Below are 14,995 nucleotides of genomic sequence, written 5' to 3' on the forward strand. Positions count from 1 at the left end.
CTCAGGGCTCATCGGGTTTCTCCGGTGGGCCCAGATGGCCGCCCACCGTCTCGTGGTGGAGTGGCAGATAGTGCCACCACCAGGCCTCGCGCCGTCGCTTGATCTGTTGCCGCCGTCCCCGCTGCTTCATCCCCTTACTCCCTGCCAGATGATCCGCGCCTTAACCATACTCCCCCAACGGCAACTTGGACAGGCCAGCCACGCCCGGCGTACTGGTCTGGCCGCCACAGCCAATAATTGTTACAGTAGCGAACCTCGATGTATCTGGAGTGATTTCATGGAACAGCGTACCCCGGATCAGCTGGTCGAATGGGCCTATGATCAGTTTCTTGAGCAGGCCGCCGATATGCTGGCCCCCGAACAAATAGTCGACATCACCCTGGAGTTTGAGCAGCGTGGCGCCGTGGAGGCAACCCTGCCCAATGCCGACTGGTCGACCGAGCTGGGTGAGCCGGTCGATATGGAGCGCTGGGTCGAAGTGTGGGTCGGTTTGCTGGATCATCAGGATGAGTTTGAGGTGATCTTCGCCACCTTCCTGCTGCCCCGTCTGCTGACCGAAGATCAAGTGCATGTGCGCTGGCATCGCCAGCAGCAGGCATAAAAAAGGCGCCATCGGCGCCTTTCTTGTTTCTGTGCACTCTTATTGCTGTTCTCTGCTAATCCTGCGCCGCGATGGCCTTGGCCAGACAGCGGCGGCACCAGCAAGCGCTGGCCTCCTGCATCGGCATTGCCGGCAACTGGCTGCACCAGCACTGGGCGATGGTCTGACCGGCAGAGACGGCGCAATAGGCCGGTTCGCCACAACCCGGACAGCGGTGGGTGCTTTTCGAGCCATTCAGCTCGGCCATCACCGCCAGCTGGGCCTTGCTATCCATCGCCGACCAGTGGCCGATCTCGGTCAGGGTGCGGCCACAACCAAGGCAAAGCCCATCTTTCGCCTTGCAGAGGCCAACACAGGGACTCGGCATCTTATTCGCTATCCACTGCCGAGTCGGTCTCTGTGGCCACCAGAGTGATGGCGTTATCTTCGATGACAATCTTGCCCTGCTTGTAGAGGCCGCCGATCGCCTTCTTGAAGGTGCCCTTGCTCATGCTGAACAGCTTGTAGATGAGCTCGGGTTCGCTCTTGTCACCCACCGCCAGACTGCCGCCCTGCTTTTTCATCCGGCTCAGAATGCGCTCACCAGCGTCATCAACCCGCGCCAGACCCGGCTTTTGCAGGGTCAGATCCAGCTTGCCATCCTCGCGCACCTGCTTGACCCAGGCGGTTTGCGGCCGACCGGTCATCACTCGGCCAAACACTTCGTTCTTGAACAGCATGCCGGGATACTGACCGTTGACGATCACCTTGATGCCAAGGGGCGAGTGCTCCCCCGGCAGCGCAGTCACTTCGTCACCGACCTTGAAGTTGCTGCCGGCCGGGGTCAGGAAACGCTCGATGCGGCTGGTGCCGACCATGCGCCCTTCGTTATCCAGTTGCAGACGCACCAGATAAACGTGGCCCACCTGCATCGGCTTGTTCTGCTCGCGGCTCGGCACAAACAGATCCTTTTTCATGCCCCAGTCGAGGAAAGCACCAATCTTGTTGGCATTGACCACTTTCAGACCGGCGAATTCGTCCACCATGGCAAATGGCTTGTCGGTGGTGATCACCGGTTCGCAATCGGCATCCAGATAGAGGAAGACCTGCACGCTATCCCCCTCTTTCACCCCTTCCGGCAGTTGACGCTTGGGCAGCAGCAGTTCACCGTACTCATCGGCCGCAAGCCAGGCGCCACGGTCTTCGAGTTCAACAACGGTGAGGGTGTTCATCTTGCCAATCTGTATCATGGTGCTCTCTTTTTTCATTACCCGGATGGGCCAATTGATCATGGCCCCTATGGGCGCGCATGTTACCTCAAGAGCGGTGATCCGGCCTAGTCCCCAAGCCACCACGAGCCGCCCTTTCGCCCCTATCTTATCCGCCAATGGTGATTAAATCGCCAAACAGGCGGCCATTTGCTGCAAATAACCCCACTTTTAGGTAGACTTCGCGGCTGTTCAAATCCAGAGGAACTGTCGATGAACCCATCCACTCGTACCCGCCATCTTAATCAATGGATCCAGAGCCACAGCGATCAGGATATGACCTACCCGGCCCTGCACGGTTTTCTCTGTGCTCGTCTGGTGGGGCCGGAAAGCCCTGACTGGCAACGCCCGCTGGCTGGTTTGCTGGAACAGGATGCCGAGTTGGATGAAAAAAGCGCAGAAGCCCTCAACCACCTGATCGCCGAGCTGGAATCTCAAGCCGACGACGCCCAGCTGGCCCTACCCAGCCAGTGTCGCCTGCCCAGCGATAACCCCGAGCAGGTGTTCGAACAGAGCCACCCCCTCGGTCAATGGTGTTATGGCTTCAGCATGGGTTTTGCCACCTGGCCCAAGCCGAAGGATTTGAACGACCCGACCACCCAGTACCGCTTCAGTCTGGCCGCCGAGCTGAGCCTGTTTCGCGACAAGCAGATGGCCCAGATGCTCTATAGCGCAGCCGCCAGCGAACTCCCCTTTGTCGAGTTCTGCAAACGACAGCGCCAGAATATGAAAACCGCCCTCAACCAGTTGCTCAACCTCGACCAGTATCAGGCCGCCCCCAGCGCTGATGTGGCCCTCAATGGCGAGCAGGCCCAACAGTGGCAGACCTGGTTCGAGCTGGCCGACAGCTGCCGCGATCATCAGGCCCGCCTCGGCTGGTTCGAGAAGATCATCACCGATGCCACTCCGCTCTTTGATGAAGCCTTCTGGCAGCAAACCGCCGGCCACGGCTGGAGTGCCCCCGAGCTGCGCCCTCTGCTGGCCGCCAGAGCCGGCCGCGCCGACTGCCTGCTGCGCCTTGGCAAGCTGGGCGAGGCCAAAGCCGAGTATCTGGCGCTGCTGACAATCTGCATGGCCGATGAGCTGGGTTGCCGCTACAACCTCTCCACCCTCTATGCCCTGCAAGGGGATTGGCAGGCGTTGGCCGCCCTGCTGGTGCGCTTCGATGAAGCCTCCAGCTGGTTGCTCTACAACAAGGCGCTGATGGTCTTTGCCACCGAGGGTGCCGAGGTAGCCAAGCCCCATCTGCTGGTCGCCATCGAGGCCAACCCGCACATTCCGGCCTGCCTGCTGGGTCAGCGCAAGCTGCCCAAACAGGAGCCACAAAGCTGGCAAGCGGGCAGCCGCGACGAGGCCGCGCTCTACGCTATCCACACACGCGAGGCCTGGCTCAAGCAAAACGCCCTCATCTGGTTGCGTAAAGGCTGAACAGCGTTGGCTTAAAATCCCGTCGGTCAGACTCGGTTTTTCCTTGAGGGCGTGCGCCACCGCACATTTCATCGCAACCGGGTCAGACAAATCAGCTTGAGTTTCGTATCATCAATGTCAAAGTATCAAAAGAAACTGCATCTGATGCAGCCGTCACAGCAGGGTGTAATATGTCAAAAATCATAGCGTTACTCGCTCACTACCCGCCCTATCAGTTGGTACATGCCGCCGAGATGCTACGGGATACCTTCGAACAGTTTTATGAACAGCGCTACCAGCTGACCGTGCCGCAGTGGCGCCTGATGATGGTGCTCGGCCCCAATTACCCCATCAGCCAGAAAGAGCTGGTCGAGGCGAGCGGCATGGACAAGGTGCGCATCTCCCGCGAGATCCGCCGTCTGGTCGAAAAAGGGATCATCTTTACCGAGAGCAGCGAGCAGGATAAACGCATCAGCCTGGTCTCCCTCACCAATGCCGGGCTCGCCCTCTTCCTGCAACTCAAGAGCGAAGCGGGCAGCTGGCAACATACCCTGACCGACTATCTGCCAAGCGAATCCCGCGAGGCGATCCGTCAGCATCTGCACAGCGTCAGCGCCGCCATCGAGCAGCTGCAATCACTGGATCGGGAGAAATAATCATGGATTTGAAAAAGTTCGCCACCATGGACATCAACATGCTGCTGAGCGTCGTCAATATGCAGCTGCGTGATCGATATGACGATCTGGATGATCTCTGCAAGGCGCAGGAGATCGATCAGGCAGCACTGGAAGCGCGGCTCGCCAGCGGCGATTTTCACTACCAGCCAGCGCAGAAACAGTTCAGATAAAGAGAGCTAGCGGGATCGGGATCACAGCGCCAGTGATGGCGCTAGCTCTGCGGTAAAAACCTGATATGGTCTGAAGAGCCCCAACAGGGTGATGCACGGATACATCACCCTGTCACAAGAGGGCATTAAAATCGTTTCAGGTGAGCAAACCAAGGATGACCCCATGATATTGATGACCCGACAGAGCCTGTTGATCACGCTCTGTACCCTGTTGATGATCAGCCTCTTCACGCCCCACATGCCGCAAAGTACCGAACAGTGGCTGACCACCCTCTTGCTTGGCTTGCTGGTCACGGTGGCGCTGCTACTGGTGCGCGGTTGTCGCCGCTTTATGATGGAGTAGTGACTCCGCCGGAACGTCTATACCGACCGCTTGCCGCGATACTCTCTGTAGCATTACGGTCTTGTCGCAATAACGTCTGTCGCAATCACACCAAGCCAAAAAACAAACGCAGCCTGATGGCTGCGTTCTTGTATCTGGCGGGGCAACCCCTGAAGAGATAACCCCTAACGGGATAGATAGCCCTTATAGAGAGAGCCCTTAGATAGCCAGAGCCTCAAGCTGCGCTTTGGCCGCTTCCATCCCCTTGCTCTGGGCATCCGGGCCCATACCCATCCCCTCGGCGTAGATGAAATCCACCTCTTTGATACCGATGAAACCGAGCACGGTACGCATGTAGGGGGTGACCAGATCGGTGGCGCTGCCGACGTGCATGTCGCCGCGGGGGCTGATCACCAGCGCACGGGTATTTTCAACCATCCCCACCGGACCGGTCTCGGTGTAGCGGAAGGTGACGCCAGCGCGAGCCACCAGATCGATCCAGTTTTTCAGCTGGGTCGGGATGTTGAAGTTGTACATGGGGGCCGCAATCACCACCAAGTCGCTCGCCTTGAGTTCGGCGATCAGCTCGTCAGACTGGGCGATCACCGCCAGTTGACGTTCATTGAGATTGTCACCACCGCGCAGGCCGGAGGCCAGCTCGCCATCCAGCACCGGCAGGTTGAGGGCTGCCAGATCACGCACGGTGACGACATCATCCTGATGGTCAGCCAGGAAGCCGTCGATCAGGGCGTTGGATTGGGAATATTGACCCAGGATGCTGGATTTGAGTACGAGGATATTGGCCATGGTGAAACTCCATTTGGTTGTCGGTTGAACAGCGTTGCTGTCGATGGAGGTCACTCTAAACATTGTGCTTATTTGCTGATAACGAAAATAGATGCTCAACTTGTTCAAATTTTTTGATGCAAGGCCACTTCCTCGCCAGCCAACCCTGCGGCCGCGCTTCAACCCTTGGCAGAACAAACGATTGCCGTTATGATCCGCCGCACTTTTTTCCAGCGACCCGGATCCCATGATACCCTCGCGCAGGCACTCTCCTCTGGCCGGTGCAGTCTGGATGATGGTGGCAGGACTCTGCTTCGCCGCCGTCAACAGCCTGAGCCAGTATGTCAGCTTCAAACTCGGCCTTGCCTCTACTCAGGTCGCCTTCCATCAATACCTGATCGCCCTGATCTGCCTGCTGCCCTGGCTGGTTCGCCATGGCTTGCGCCAATCCCTGATGACCAATCAGTTCCGGTTGCACCTGTTGCGGGTATTGCTGGCGGTAGTCGGCATCCAACTCTGGCTCTGGGCGCTGGCGTACCCCGTCCCCATCTGGCAGGGGATCGCCCTGCTAATGACCTCGCCGCTGTTTGCCACCCTGGGCTCCGCCCTGCTGCTCAAGGAGCAGGTGAGCCGCGCCCGCATTCTGGCCACCCTGGCGGGCTTTGCTGGCGCCATGCTGATCCTCGCCCCCTGGACTGACGAATTCAACTGGGCCTCCCTGCTGCCGGTGGCTGCGGCGCTGTTCTGGGCCGGCTACTCCCTGATGGTGCGCTATCAGGCAGCCAACGAATCATCCCACACCATAGTGGTCTACCTGCTTATTTTCAGTACCCCGTTCAACGTCATGCTGGCCCTGCCAGAGTGGCAGTGGCCGAGCGAGAGCCAGTGGCTGCTGGTAGCCGCCTCCGGTGTGCTGACGGCGCTGGCCCAGATGTCCATCGCCCGCGCTTACAGCGTGGCGGAGGCCTCCTTCGTGCAGCCCTTCGATTTTGCCAAGCTGCCGATGAACGTGCTGGCGGGCTGGCTGGTATTTGGCTGGGCGCCCCCCGGCCGTCTGTGGCTTGGCGCCGCCATCATCATTGGCGCCATTACCTTGCTGACCCATCTGGAGCAGCGCGCTCACAAACCCGTTTCCTGAGGTACGCCATGCGTGCCTCTTTTTTTGTCCGCTATTTGTGTAATAGCGATCATCAACAATGACCATCGACATCAGGAGAGATCGTATGTTTGGAACCGCAACCCGCCCCGGCGCCACCCGTGCCCTGCTGCTGGGCTCCGGCGAACTTGGCAAGGAGGTCGCCATCGAGTTGCAACGGTTCGGGATCGAAGTGATCGCCGCCGACCGCTACCCCAATGCCCCCGCCATGCAGGTGGCCCACGCAGCCCACGTGCTGGACATGCTCGATGGCAACGCCCTGCGTGCCCTGGTTGCCGAGGTTAAACCCGACCTCATCATCCCCGAGATTGAAGCGATTGCCACCGATACCCTGGCAGCCCTTGAGCAAGAAGGGGTCAAGGTAGTGCCCAACGCCCGCGCTACCCAGCTCACCATGAACCGGGAAGGGATCCGCCGCCTCGCCGCCGAGACCCTGGGTCTGCCCACCTCACCCTACCGTTTTGCCCAGAGCAAGGAGGAGTTTGTCGCCGCCGTCGAGGCTATCGGCCTGCCCTGCGTGGTGAAACCTGTGATGAGTTCGTCCGGCAAGGGACAGAGCGTGCTGCGCGATCTCGCCAAGCTCGATGAGAGCTGGACCTACGCCCAGGAGGGTGGCCGCGCCGGTCGTGGCAAGGTGATCGTCGAGGGCTTCGTTCCCTTTGAGTACGAGATCACCCTGCTCACGGTACGCGCCGTCGATGGCATTCACTTCTGCGACCCTATCGGCCACCGGCAGGAAGATGGCGACTACCGCGAATCCTGGCAGCCGCAGGTGATGAGCGAGCTGGCGCTGGCCCGCTCCAAAGAGGTTGCGGCCAAGGTGGTCGAGGCCCTCGGTGGTTACGGCCTGTTCGGAGTCGAGCTCTTTATAAAAGGCGATGAAGTGTGGTTCAGCGAAGTCTCGCCGCGTCCCCACGATACCGGCATGGTGACCCTGATCTCGCAGGATCTCTCCGAGTTCGCCCTGCATGTACGCGCCATTCTGGGGCTGCCGGTCGGTACCATCACCCAGTACGGGCCGAGCGCCTCTGCCGTGGTGCTGCGCGAAGGGCACAGCCAGAATATCCGCTATCAGGGGATTGATGAGGCATTGGCACTGGTGCCGGGCGCTCAGCTGCGGCTGTTTGGCAAGCCGGAGATCGCCGGTCGCCGCCGTCTTGGCGTGGCGCTGGCCCGCGCAGCGGATTGCCAGGATGCGGTAGAGAAAGCCGAAGCCGTGGCCGCCAAGGTCGAAGTGCTGTTCTAAGGACTTTTTTGCCATAGCAAAACAAACGTTTGCCGATGTGATCGGGCGCAAGGGGCATTGCAATGCCCCTTTTGCATTTCCCCGTCAGGCTTATAATCCCCCTCCTCAAATTTGTCAGGAGTACAAGATGTTAGCTGCCGTGATCTTCGATATGGATGGTGTTCTGATCGACTCGGAACCCTTTTGGCAACGGGCCCAGATCGCCGTTTTCTCCGAACTGGGTCACCCCCACACGGTCGAGGATTGTGAGTCGACCATCGGCGTGCGCATCGATCAGCTGGTTGCCCACTGGTATCGCCTGCGCCCGTGGAGCGGCCCAACTCAGGAAGAGGTGGTACAGCGCATTCTGGATCGGGTCAACGCCCTGATCCTCTCCGAAGGTCAGGCCAAAGCCGGTGTGCTGGAGGCGCTCGACCTTATCGAAGCCCGCGGCCTGAAAGTGGGTCTGGCCACCTCCTCCCCCTTTGCGATGGTAGAAGCGGTGCTCGGCAAACTTGGCATTCGCGATCGCTTTATGGCGGTGCACTCCGCAGAGGTGGAGCGTTTCGGCAAACCGCACCCGGATGTCTATATCCACGCCGCCGAGAAACTGGGGGTAGAGCCGGTTCATTGTCTGGCCATCGAAGACAGCTTTACCGGCCTGCTGGCGGCCAAGGCGGCCTCCATGACCGCGCTGATCGTGCCGGATCCCGCTTTAGTGGGTGACCCACGTTTGGCCATCGCCAACTACCAGCTAAGCTCGCTGGCCGAGCTGAATGCCGACATGTTGGCCAGCTGGGTCGCGTAACGCCTCGTTACGCACCCCATCTCCTACTCGCAGGGGGCAGCTGGCCCCCTGTTATTGCCAAACAACCGTTGGCAATCCCCCTCTTGTCACCCGCGATCAGCAACCAGACGGCTCTTATCCTGAACGGCCCACGCAACCAGTTGGGCCTTGCCATTTCTAAGGCTTGATCTCTGTCATAAACGTGCGTTTGCTCGCGGTTAACCCCCTGCAGCCCGACTAGAATCAGGGTAGATAGGTGGCCTCAGGGCCCGAGGAGGTTATCATGATCGAGTACACCAGCAAGCGCATCGTCTGCCCCCACTGTGGCCACCATACCCAGGTCGAGCTGGATGCCAGCCAGGGTGATCAGGAGTTTTACGAAGATTGCATGGCCTGTTGCAATCCGATCCACCTGCGGCTTCACCGCGACGAAGCCCGCGACTGTTTGCAGTTGTTTGTGGATGCAGACGACGAGCAACTGTTTTGATTACGAGTCACAAAAGGCCGAACAGCTGTTTTGCCTGCAAGTCGCAAAGAGCTGAGCAGATGTTGTGACTGCGAGTCATAGAAGGTTGAGTGGATATTTTCACCATGTAAAAAACAAGGGCCTGCACACTGCAGGCCCTTGCTTATGAGGCGATTGAAACCGAGCCGTTTCCTTTCAGTGACCCGCGCGTGCCGCCAACACCCGTTCCACGGTATCGACGATGGCCTGGGTCTGGGGATCGATCTCGATATTGGTCTGCCAGCCAGCCTTGACCCAACCCAGGTTGGTGCGGGCCAGGGTCTCGGGGATCAGGTGGACGCAGAACTCCCGCTCGCGCACCTCACCGATGGTCAGGCTGATGCCATCGATGCCGATATACCCCTTGGTCAGCACATATTTCATCAGCTCGGGAGCGAGGCGATACCACACCTGACGGTTGTTGGGGGTGTCGATCACCGAGGTAACCTCCGCCATGCCGATGATATGGCCAGACATGGCATGACCGCCGATCTCGTCACCAAAGCGGGCAGCCCGCTCCACATTGACCTTGTCCCCCATCTTTAACAGGCCGAGGTTGGTGAGACGCAGGGTCTCCTGCATCAGATCGAAACTGACCAGATCCCCCTCGACCCGGGTGACGGTCAAGCAGCAGCCGTTGTGAGCGACCGAGGCGCCGAGGGCCAGCCCTTCCCCCCACGCCAAGCTTGGCATGCGGATCACATGGGTACGGAAGTTGGGTTGCTCTTCGATGGCGACCAGCTCGGCCACACCTTGCACAATTCCGGTAAACATCATCACCTCTTTGTTTCTGGTAACACGCTCTGTTTTTATCGCGGCCTGTGGCCGCTTCTTTTACATAATCCGTTTTTTACACAATTCGTTTCGTACAAACTGTCACACCTGCTCCGCCGCCTCAGACCGCGCCAGCACTCGAGCCCGGCGCAGGGAATGAATGACCACTATGCCAGCCAGCACGATGAGCAGACACCCCGCCATACTACTGAGGGTCGGCATTTCACCAAACATCAGATAGCCGCAGAGGGTAGAAAAAAAGATCTGGAAATAGAAGAAGGGCGCCAGAGTAGAGGCCTGCGCATACTGCATCGCCTTGATAAGGCAATATTGGGAGAGCAGGGTCACCACTGGTAGCGCCAGCAGATAGGGCAAGTCAGCAAGCCCAGGGGAGCGCCACAGTGCAGGCTGCCAGCAGAGTGCGACCATTGCCACCATCCCCAGCATGAAGCAGGTGACGATCAGGATATCGAGGGTGGTCAAACGTGGATCCACCAGCTTGGTGATGAGGTTGTAGCCGGTGTTGGCCAGTACAATGACCAGTGGCAGCAGATAGTAGAGGTTCGCGTCGCCCCCGTCAGGATGGGTCACCACCAGCACGCCAAACAACCCCAACAGCACGGCCGCCACCTTGGTCCGGGTCAGACGCTCCCTGAAAAAGATCACGCCCGCCACCACGAAGGCCAGCGAACCAAGCTGGCAAATGATGGTGTAGACGTTGAGCGGTACATGGGCCAGCGCAATCACCGAGACCAGCGCACAGACCAGAAACAGCAGCGAGCGCAACAATAGCCAGCGATCCACCGCCAGCAGCGCCGACATGGTGCGCCTTGGCAACAACAGCAGCAGACCGAGGAAAGGAACAAAGAAGCGAAACCAAACCATCTCCATCACGGAGTAGCCATGGAGTACCAGATATTTGTCCGCGCCATCCTTAAGCGTCAGGGCAAGAAGTGCAAACAGCGTCAGAAAGATCGCCAGTGAGTTGCGCGAAGAGAGCAGCATCAAAGAGGCCGAAACAGGAAAAGGGGATAATCAAACTAACGGGCTTGCCGCAAATTACAACCGCAAGACTGACAAAATGGGAGCAAAACCGCTATATTTGCTCGCCTTTTTACTTTCAAGGAAGCAAATCATGATGGTTTATGAGTGCTGTGAAGCGATCCGTATCGCCTATAACCAGATTGGCTCCGGCGAGCAGGGCTATGTGCCAAACGCCATCGCCGCTACTATCCGCGCCCTCAATGCGGTCGCCGCCGATGAGCGGGTGCCCGCCGAACTGCGTGAACAGGCCGCCTATGCGGCAGCCAACCTGCTAATCAGCGATCACGAAGACGCCTGATCCTGCCCCCCGGGGTGGCAACTATTTCGTCCTGGCTGAATTTCAGGCTAGAATGCCTCCCCCACCCTTTGCACTTTCGTCCGAAAGTGCAAAGGCTCTTCCCGATTTCCGCTCTTTCTCTATCTATCTGATCCACTCGGAGGTGTCAGTGCAACGTTATTGGTCCGAGGCGAAGCAGCTCGTCCGTCTAGCCAGCCCCATTCTGGTCGCCCAGGTGGCCCAGGTCGCCATGAACTTCGTTGATACCGTGATGGCGGGACAGGTGAGTGCGGTCGATCTGGCTGCCGTGTCGGTGGCGTCCAGCTTCTGGCTACCGGTGATCCTGCTGGTGCAGGGGATCATCATGGCGCTCACTCCCATCGTCTCCCAGCTCAATGGTGCCCGTAAACGGGATCAAATCCGCCCGGCCGTCCATCAGGGCTTCTGGCTGGCGCTCATCGTCACCCCGCTGGCGATGATTGCGCTCTATTACAGCCCGCTGGCGTTGCAGTTCATGGATGTGGAACCGGTGATGGCTGCCAAGACCACTGGTTATCTGCACGCCATCCTGTGGGGTCTGCCCGCGTTCGTGCTGTTCCAGGTGCTGCGCAACTTCAGTGAGGGGCTCTCCCACACCATGCCTACCATGGTGATCGGCTTTGTCGGGCTGGCGGTCAATATTCCCGCCAACTACATCTTCATTCACGGCCACTTCGGCATGCCGAAACTGGGCGGGGTGGGTTGTGGCGTGGCCACGGCCATCGTGCTGTGGGCCATGCTGCTGGCGATGATCCTCTATGTGAAGCTCTCCCGTCACTTCACCGAGATCCGCCTCTTCTCCCAGCTGGCTCGCCCCAACGGTAGCCGGATCTGGCGCTTGTTCCGCTTGGGCTTCCCCATCGCCATGGCGATCTTCTGCGAGGTGACCCTGTTTACCGTGGTGGCCCTGATGCTGGCCCCCTTCGGTGCCGAGACGGTGGCGAGCCACCAGATTGCGCTCAACTTCTCCAGCCTGGTCTTTATGCTGCCCCTCTCCATCGGGGTGGGTGTCACCATCCGGGTCGGTCACAGCATCGGTGAAGGGCAGCCCCATCATGCCCGGGTGGCTGCTCGCACCGGCTTGATGCTGGGGATGGCCATCGCCGCTGCCACTGCAGCCATGACGGTACTGCTGCGCGAGCAGATCGCCTCCATCTATACCGATGATCAGCAGGTGATCGTCCTGGCGGCCATTTTGCTGTTCTTCGCCGCCATCTATCAGATCTCCGACTCGGTGCAGGTGGTCGCGGCCGCCGCACTACGCGGTTACAAGGATACCCAGGCGATCTTCTACGTCACCATCGTCGCCTACTGGGGACTGGGGCTGCCCACCGGCATGATCCTGGGTCTGACCGACTGGCTGGTGCCGCGGATGGGGCCGCAGGGTTTCTGGATCGGCTTTATCGTCGGCCTCACCAGCGCGGCCCTGATGCTGGGGGCGAGATTGCGCTACATCTATGGCCGTTTTGCCACTCCGGAAGCCTGCACTACCCTGTCGCGATCTCAGTAACAGGGCTTGGCGAGCGACAACTCGCCTGCAAAATCAACAGGCTGCGCAAGAACTGGGCAAACAGTCTCCTTTGTGCATATGGCCTGTTGACAGCCTTGGGGGGCATGGGTAGTATGCCGACCACGTCAGCAGCGCTGGCGTAGTGAAGTAAGAGAAAGTGGGTTTATAGCTCAGTTGGTTAGAGCACTACCTTGACATGGTAGGGGTCGTTGGTTCGAATCCAATTAAACCCACCACTTTTTCTGTGATGCGTCCTTAGCTCAGCTGGTTAGAGCACCACCTTGACATGGTGGGGGTCGGTGGTTCGAATCCACTAGGACGCACCATTACAGAATACTGATTATGCGTCCTTAGCTCAGCTGGTTAGAGCATCACCTTGACATGGTGGGGGTCGGTGGTTCGAATCCACTAGGACGCACCAGATTAAAAAAGCCCGCTCATCGAGCGGGCTTTTTACATTCTGCCATGCAGCCACAGCCCTGCCCCGCCACTCCGTTCAGCACAATTCGGCAATGGCGCAGAACCTTGTTCCCATAAAAAGCCCGTGTCGTCTGATAAACGACACGGGCCAGATCGATGCCGCCAGCGCCTCAGCTCTGCACGGCAATCTCGTACTTCTTTATCTTGCGATAGAGGGTGGCAATCCCAATCCCCAGCGCCTGTGCGGCCAGTTTTTTGTTGCCAAGCCGCTGCAGGGTCTCTTCAATCATCTGTTTCTCCATGCTCTCAAGGCCGCTCTCACCCGGAACGGGTTCAGGCAGTTTCTCCGGCGTGGCGACAAGCGGAGCGGTGGCAGGCACATTGAACGCCGCATCCAGATTGGTCACCGGGATCGACTGGGCCGCCACGCGATGGGGCTCCTGATTGCGGATGATGTTGGGGGGCAGCAGGCTGGCGTCAATCACCTCGCCCGCCTGGCTGACGTTGACCAGATATTCGATGAGGTTGCTGAGCTCGCGCACGTTGCCTGGCCAGCGATACCCCTTGAGCAGCGCCATCACCTCGGGTGCCAGACCGGGATAGACGATGCCGATCCGGCAGGTGTGGAGGTTGAGGAAGTAGTGGGTCAGCAGCTCCACGTCCCCTTCCCGCTCCCGCAGCGGCGGCAGGTTGAGAGGGATGACGTTGATGCGGTAATAGAGATCTTCACGAAACTTCCCCTCGGCGATGTATTGATCGAGATGCTGGTGAGTAGCGGCGATGATGCGAATATCCACCGGCACCGGTCGGCTGGCCCCGATGGGGGTCACCTCCCGCAGCTCCAGCACCCGCAGCAGCTTGGCCTGCATGGTGAGCGGCATGTCGCCAATCTCGTCAAGGAACAGGGTGCCCTGATGGGCCGCCTGGATCAGACCCTGTTTGCCACCGCTGGAGGCACCGGTAAAGGAGCCCTTCACATAACCAAACAGCTCGCTCTCCAGCAGTTGTTCGGGAATGGCGGCACAGTTGATGGCGATGAAAGGCTTGTCCTGACGGGGACTCAGGCGATGGACGGCGCGGGCCACCACCTCTTTACCGGTGCCGCTCTCGCCACAAATCAGCACGCTGGAGGGACTCTGGGCGATGCGGTGCAGTAGCCGCTTGAGGGTGCGCATCGGCTTGCTCTCGCCGATCAGCTGATCGATCCGCACATCCGGATCCGGCTCCTGAACCTGACCGGAGTGGGACTGGTGAAACGCCATCAGAAAGAGCTGCTGGCCCTGCACATGATGTAGCTGGCCGATGATCAGCTCCTGACGACCTTCAAAGGTGATGATGTGCTGAAGATGACCACTCAGCCCCTGTTGGGAAAAGGTGAGCGGTCGGATCCCCACTTCGCGCCCCTGCAGCTGTTCCTGCTGGCAACCCAGATGATGGAGCGCCGCCTCGTTGGCGTAGAGCAGTTGACTCTTGTCATCGAGCAGCAGGCAGCCCTGATCCATGTTGGTCATCAGATTGAGGAACACCTTGTTGACCCCGTCCGACAGCCCGCGCGAATCGAGCAACTTGGCCACAAAGATGGTGGAGATGTGGCGCACATAGTCGCACACATCCTGCAGATTGTTGTTGAGGCGCGCCTGCTGCTCGTCGCTGAAGGCCACCAGACTGATCACCCCGATGCAGCGCTCGTCCACCATGATGGGCACCCCGAGGAAGGCGCGCTCACGGCAGCTCTCCTTGCAGGTACAACCGTCACAGACGGGATCATCGCTGGTGTGGGTAACGATCTTCTCCCGCTGATTATCAATCACATAACGCAGCAGGCGGGAATCCCCCTCCAGCTGACGTCCGAAGAACTTGCCATAGGGCCCGGTGCCAGCCACCCGAACCATATCGGCATCCACAATCTCGACCTCAAGCTGCAGCACACTGGCCAGCATCTTGGCAAAGCGCAAGATGGTCGGCTGGATCTGCATCAACAGACACTGGTTGCTCACGGATCTCATCCATCATTCCTTTTTGTTCTTGTTATCTTCCCCCTAAAGGGA

Annotated in this window: 18 protein-coding genes and 3 tRNA genes; 14 read left to right on the top strand and 7 right to left on the bottom strand. The window is 59.2% G+C overall.

Annotated features, from left to right (window positions below; all coding sequences use genetic code 11):
- Position 1: 1 nt before the first annotated feature.
- Positions 2–130 (bottom strand): hypothetical protein, encoded by a 129-nt coding sequence (locus OKB77_RS14465; RefSeq protein WP_265177014.1) that lies wholly within the window; start codon positions 128–130, stop codon positions 2–4.
- 147 nt (positions 131–277) lie between these two features.
- Here OKB77_RS14465 and OKB77_RS14470 point away from each other — a divergent pair, with 147 nt between their 5' ends.
- Positions 278–601 carry an HI1450 family dsDNA-mimic protein gene (locus OKB77_RS14470; protein ID WP_005336851.1) on the top strand — a complete coding sequence of 108 codons (324 nt, stop codon included), beginning with the start codon at positions 278–280 and terminating at the stop codon, positions 599–601.
- A gap of 55 nt (positions 602–656) precedes the next feature.
- On the opposite strand, the gene OKB77_RS14475 is transcribed toward OKB77_RS14470, so the two are convergent.
- A complete protein-coding gene (locus tag OKB77_RS14475; protein ID WP_110303768.1) occupies positions 657–968 on the bottom strand; it encodes a DUF1289 domain-containing protein in 312 nt (103 codons plus the stop codon).
- 1 nt (position 969) lies between these two features.
- On the bottom strand, positions 970–1,830 hold the full coding sequence (locus tag OKB77_RS14480) for a CvfB family protein (protein ID WP_005336853.1): 861 nt from the start codon (positions 1,828–1,830) through the stop codon (positions 970–972).
- 231 nt (positions 1,831–2,061) lie between these two features.
- On the opposite strand from OKB77_RS14480, the gene OKB77_RS14485 reads away from it, so the two are divergent.
- The 4 genes from OKB77_RS14485 (at position 2,062) to OKB77_RS14500 (ending at position 4,445) form a co-directional block, all read left to right on the top strand.
- Positions 2,062–3,276 carry a UPF0149 family protein gene (locus OKB77_RS14485; RefSeq protein ID WP_199415494.1) on the top strand — a complete coding sequence of 405 codons (1,215 nt, stop codon included), beginning with the start codon at positions 2,062–2,064 and terminating at the stop codon, positions 3,274–3,276.
- Positions 3,277–3,446: 170 nt separating this feature from the next.
- Positions 3,447–3,911: a MarR family winged helix-turn-helix transcriptional regulator gene (locus OKB77_RS14490; RefSeq protein WP_005336856.1), complete on the top strand. Its 465-nt coding sequence runs from the start codon at positions 3,447–3,449 to the stop codon at positions 3,909–3,911.
- A 2-nt stretch (positions 3,912–3,913) separates the two neighbouring features.
- Positions 3,914–4,102 carry a DUF4250 domain-containing protein gene (locus tag OKB77_RS14495; RefSeq protein ID WP_019445848.1) on the top strand — a complete coding sequence of 63 codons (189 nt, stop codon included), beginning with the start codon at positions 3,914–3,916 and terminating at the stop codon, positions 4,100–4,102.
- 163 nt (positions 4,103–4,265) lie between these two features.
- On the top strand, positions 4,266–4,445 hold the full coding sequence (locus OKB77_RS14500) for a hypothetical protein (protein WP_019445847.1): 180 nt from the start codon (positions 4,266–4,268) through the stop codon (positions 4,443–4,445).
- 198 nt (positions 4,446–4,643) lie between these two features.
- Here OKB77_RS14500 and OKB77_RS14505 read toward each other — a convergent pair whose 3' ends face one another.
- Entirely contained in the window at positions 4,644–5,231 is a 588-nt protein-coding gene (locus OKB77_RS14505) for an FMN-dependent NADH-azoreductase (protein ID WP_270817872.1), read from the bottom strand.
- Between the two features lie 226 nt (positions 5,232–5,457).
- Here OKB77_RS14505 and OKB77_RS14510 point away from each other — a divergent pair, with 226 nt between their 5' ends.
- The 4 genes from OKB77_RS14510 (at position 5,458) to OKB77_RS14525 (ending at position 8,865) form a co-directional block, all read left to right on the top strand.
- The gene (locus tag OKB77_RS14510; protein WP_139732184.1) at positions 5,458–6,348 is read left to right on the top strand and encodes a DMT family transporter; all 891 of its coding nucleotides are present in this window, start codon (positions 5,458–5,460) and stop codon (positions 6,346–6,348) included.
- An 85-nt stretch (positions 6,349–6,433) separates the two neighbouring features.
- Positions 6,434–7,612: a formate-dependent phosphoribosylglycinamide formyltransferase gene (gene purT / locus OKB77_RS14515; protein ID WP_150389037.1), complete on the top strand. Its 1,179-nt coding sequence runs from the start codon at positions 6,434–6,436 to the stop codon at positions 7,610–7,612.
- A gap of 127 nt (positions 7,613–7,739) precedes the next feature.
- The gene (gene hxpB / locus OKB77_RS14520; RefSeq protein WP_042055900.1) at positions 7,740–8,399 is read left to right on the top strand and encodes a hexitol phosphatase HxpB; all 660 of its coding nucleotides are present in this window, start codon (positions 7,740–7,742) and stop codon (positions 8,397–8,399) included.
- 262 nt (positions 8,400–8,661) lie between these two features.
- A complete protein-coding gene (locus OKB77_RS14525; protein WP_150389036.1) occupies positions 8,662–8,865 on the top strand; it encodes a CPXCG motif-containing cysteine-rich protein in 204 nt (67 codons plus the stop codon).
- A gap of 174 nt (positions 8,866–9,039) precedes the next feature.
- Here OKB77_RS14525 and OKB77_RS14530 read toward each other — a convergent pair whose 3' ends face one another.
- The gene (locus tag OKB77_RS14530; protein WP_150390512.1) at positions 9,040–9,657 is read right to left on the bottom strand and encodes a riboflavin synthase subunit alpha; all 618 of its coding nucleotides are present in this window, start codon (positions 9,655–9,657) and stop codon (positions 9,040–9,042) included.
- Between the two features lie 102 nt (positions 9,658–9,759).
- Positions 9,760–10,662 (bottom strand): DMT family transporter, encoded by a 903-nt coding sequence (locus tag OKB77_RS14535; RefSeq protein WP_270817873.1) that lies wholly within the window; start codon positions 10,660–10,662, stop codon positions 9,760–9,762.
- A gap of 130 nt (positions 10,663–10,792) precedes the next feature.
- Here OKB77_RS14535 and OKB77_RS14540 point away from each other — a divergent pair, with 130 nt between their 5' ends.
- From OKB77_RS14540 to OKB77_RS14560, 5 genes are all read left to right on the top strand, one after another.
- Positions 10,793–10,999 (top strand): YaeP family protein, encoded by a 207-nt coding sequence (locus OKB77_RS14540; RefSeq protein ID WP_005336882.1) that lies wholly within the window; start codon positions 10,793–10,795, stop codon positions 10,997–10,999.
- A gap of 148 nt (positions 11,000–11,147) precedes the next feature.
- Complete coding sequence (locus tag OKB77_RS14545) at positions 11,148–12,527, top strand: MATE family efflux transporter (RefSeq protein WP_043820305.1); 1,380 nt, start codon at positions 11,148–11,150, stop codon at positions 12,525–12,527.
- A 159-nt stretch (positions 12,528–12,686) separates the two neighbouring features.
- Positions 12,687–12,763 (top strand) — tRNA-Val (locus tag OKB77_RS14550).
- Positions 12,764–12,776: 13 nt separating this feature from the next.
- A tRNA-Val gene (locus OKB77_RS14555) sits at positions 12,777–12,853 on the top strand.
- Positions 12,854–12,871: 18 nt separating this feature from the next.
- A tRNA-Val gene (locus tag OKB77_RS14560) sits at positions 12,872–12,948 on the top strand.
- Between the two features lie 169 nt (positions 12,949–13,117).
- On the opposite strand, the gene OKB77_RS14565 is transcribed toward OKB77_RS14560, so the two are convergent.
- Positions 13,118–14,953: a sigma 54-interacting transcriptional regulator gene (locus OKB77_RS14565; RefSeq protein WP_150389034.1), complete on the bottom strand. Its 1,836-nt coding sequence runs from the start codon at positions 14,951–14,953 to the stop codon at positions 13,118–13,120.
- Positions 14,954–14,995: the final 42 nt, after the last annotated feature.

The organism is Aeromonas sp. Y318-3, from assembly GCF_027706185.1.
Classification (GTDB): Bacteria; Pseudomonadota; Gammaproteobacteria; order Enterobacterales; family Aeromonadaceae; genus Aeromonas; species Aeromonas veronii.

Excerpts from the sequence above, each read along its gene's own strand:
- purT (WP_150389037.1), top strand. The coding sequence starts at position 6,434 with ATGTTTGGAACCGCAACCCGCCCCGGCGCCACCCGTGCCCTGCTGCTG.
- OKB77_RS14475 (WP_110303768.1), bottom strand. The coding sequence starts at position 968 with ATGCCGAGTCCCTGTGTTGGCCTCTGCAAGGCGAAAGATGGGCTTTGC.
- OKB77_RS14500 (WP_019445847.1), top strand. The coding sequence starts at position 4,266 with ATGATATTGATGACCCGACAGAGCCTGTTGATCACGCTCTGTACCCTG.
- OKB77_RS14565 (WP_150389034.1), bottom strand. The coding sequence starts at position 14,953 with ATGAGATCCGTGAGCAACCAGTGTCTGTTGATGCAGATCCAGCCGACC.
- OKB77_RS14540 (WP_005336882.1), top strand. The coding sequence starts at position 10,793 with ATGATGGTTTATGAGTGCTGTGAAGCGATCCGTATCGCCTATAACCAG.
- OKB77_RS14490 (WP_005336856.1), top strand. The coding sequence starts at position 3,447 with ATGTCAAAAATCATAGCGTTACTCGCTCACTACCCGCCCTATCAGTTG.
- hxpB (WP_042055900.1), top strand. The coding sequence starts at position 7,740 with ATGTTAGCTGCCGTGATCTTCGATATGGATGGTGTTCTGATCGACTCG.
- OKB77_RS14525 (WP_150389036.1), top strand. The coding sequence starts at position 8,662 with ATGATCGAGTACACCAGCAAGCGCATCGTCTGCCCCCACTGTGGCCAC.
- OKB77_RS14465 (WP_265177014.1), bottom strand. The coding sequence starts at position 130 with ATGAAGCAGCGGGGACGGCGGCAACAGATCAAGCGACGGCGCGAGGCC.
- OKB77_RS14485 (WP_199415494.1), top strand. The coding sequence starts at position 2,062 with ATGAACCCATCCACTCGTACCCGCCATCTTAATCAATGGATCCAGAGC.
- OKB77_RS14530 (WP_150390512.1), bottom strand. The coding sequence starts at position 9,657 with ATGTTTACCGGAATTGTGCAAGGTGTGGCCGAGCTGGTCGCCATCGAA.
- OKB77_RS14480 (WP_005336853.1), bottom strand. The coding sequence starts at position 1,830 with ATGATACAGATTGGCAAGATGAACACCCTCACCGTTGTTGAACTCGAA.
- OKB77_RS14495 (WP_019445848.1), top strand. The coding sequence starts at position 3,914 with ATGGATTTGAAAAAGTTCGCCACCATGGACATCAACATGCTGCTGAGC.
- OKB77_RS14510 (WP_139732184.1), top strand. The coding sequence starts at position 5,458 with ATGATACCCTCGCGCAGGCACTCTCCTCTGGCCGGTGCAGTCTGGATG.
- OKB77_RS14535 (WP_270817873.1), bottom strand. The coding sequence starts at position 10,662 with ATGCTGCTCTCTTCGCGCAACTCACTGGCGATCTTTCTGACGCTGTTT.
- OKB77_RS14470 (WP_005336851.1), top strand. The coding sequence starts at position 278 with ATGGAACAGCGTACCCCGGATCAGCTGGTCGAATGGGCCTATGATCAG.
- OKB77_RS14505 (WP_270817872.1), bottom strand. The coding sequence starts at position 5,231 with ATGGCCAATATCCTCGTACTCAAATCCAGCATCCTGGGTCAATATTCC.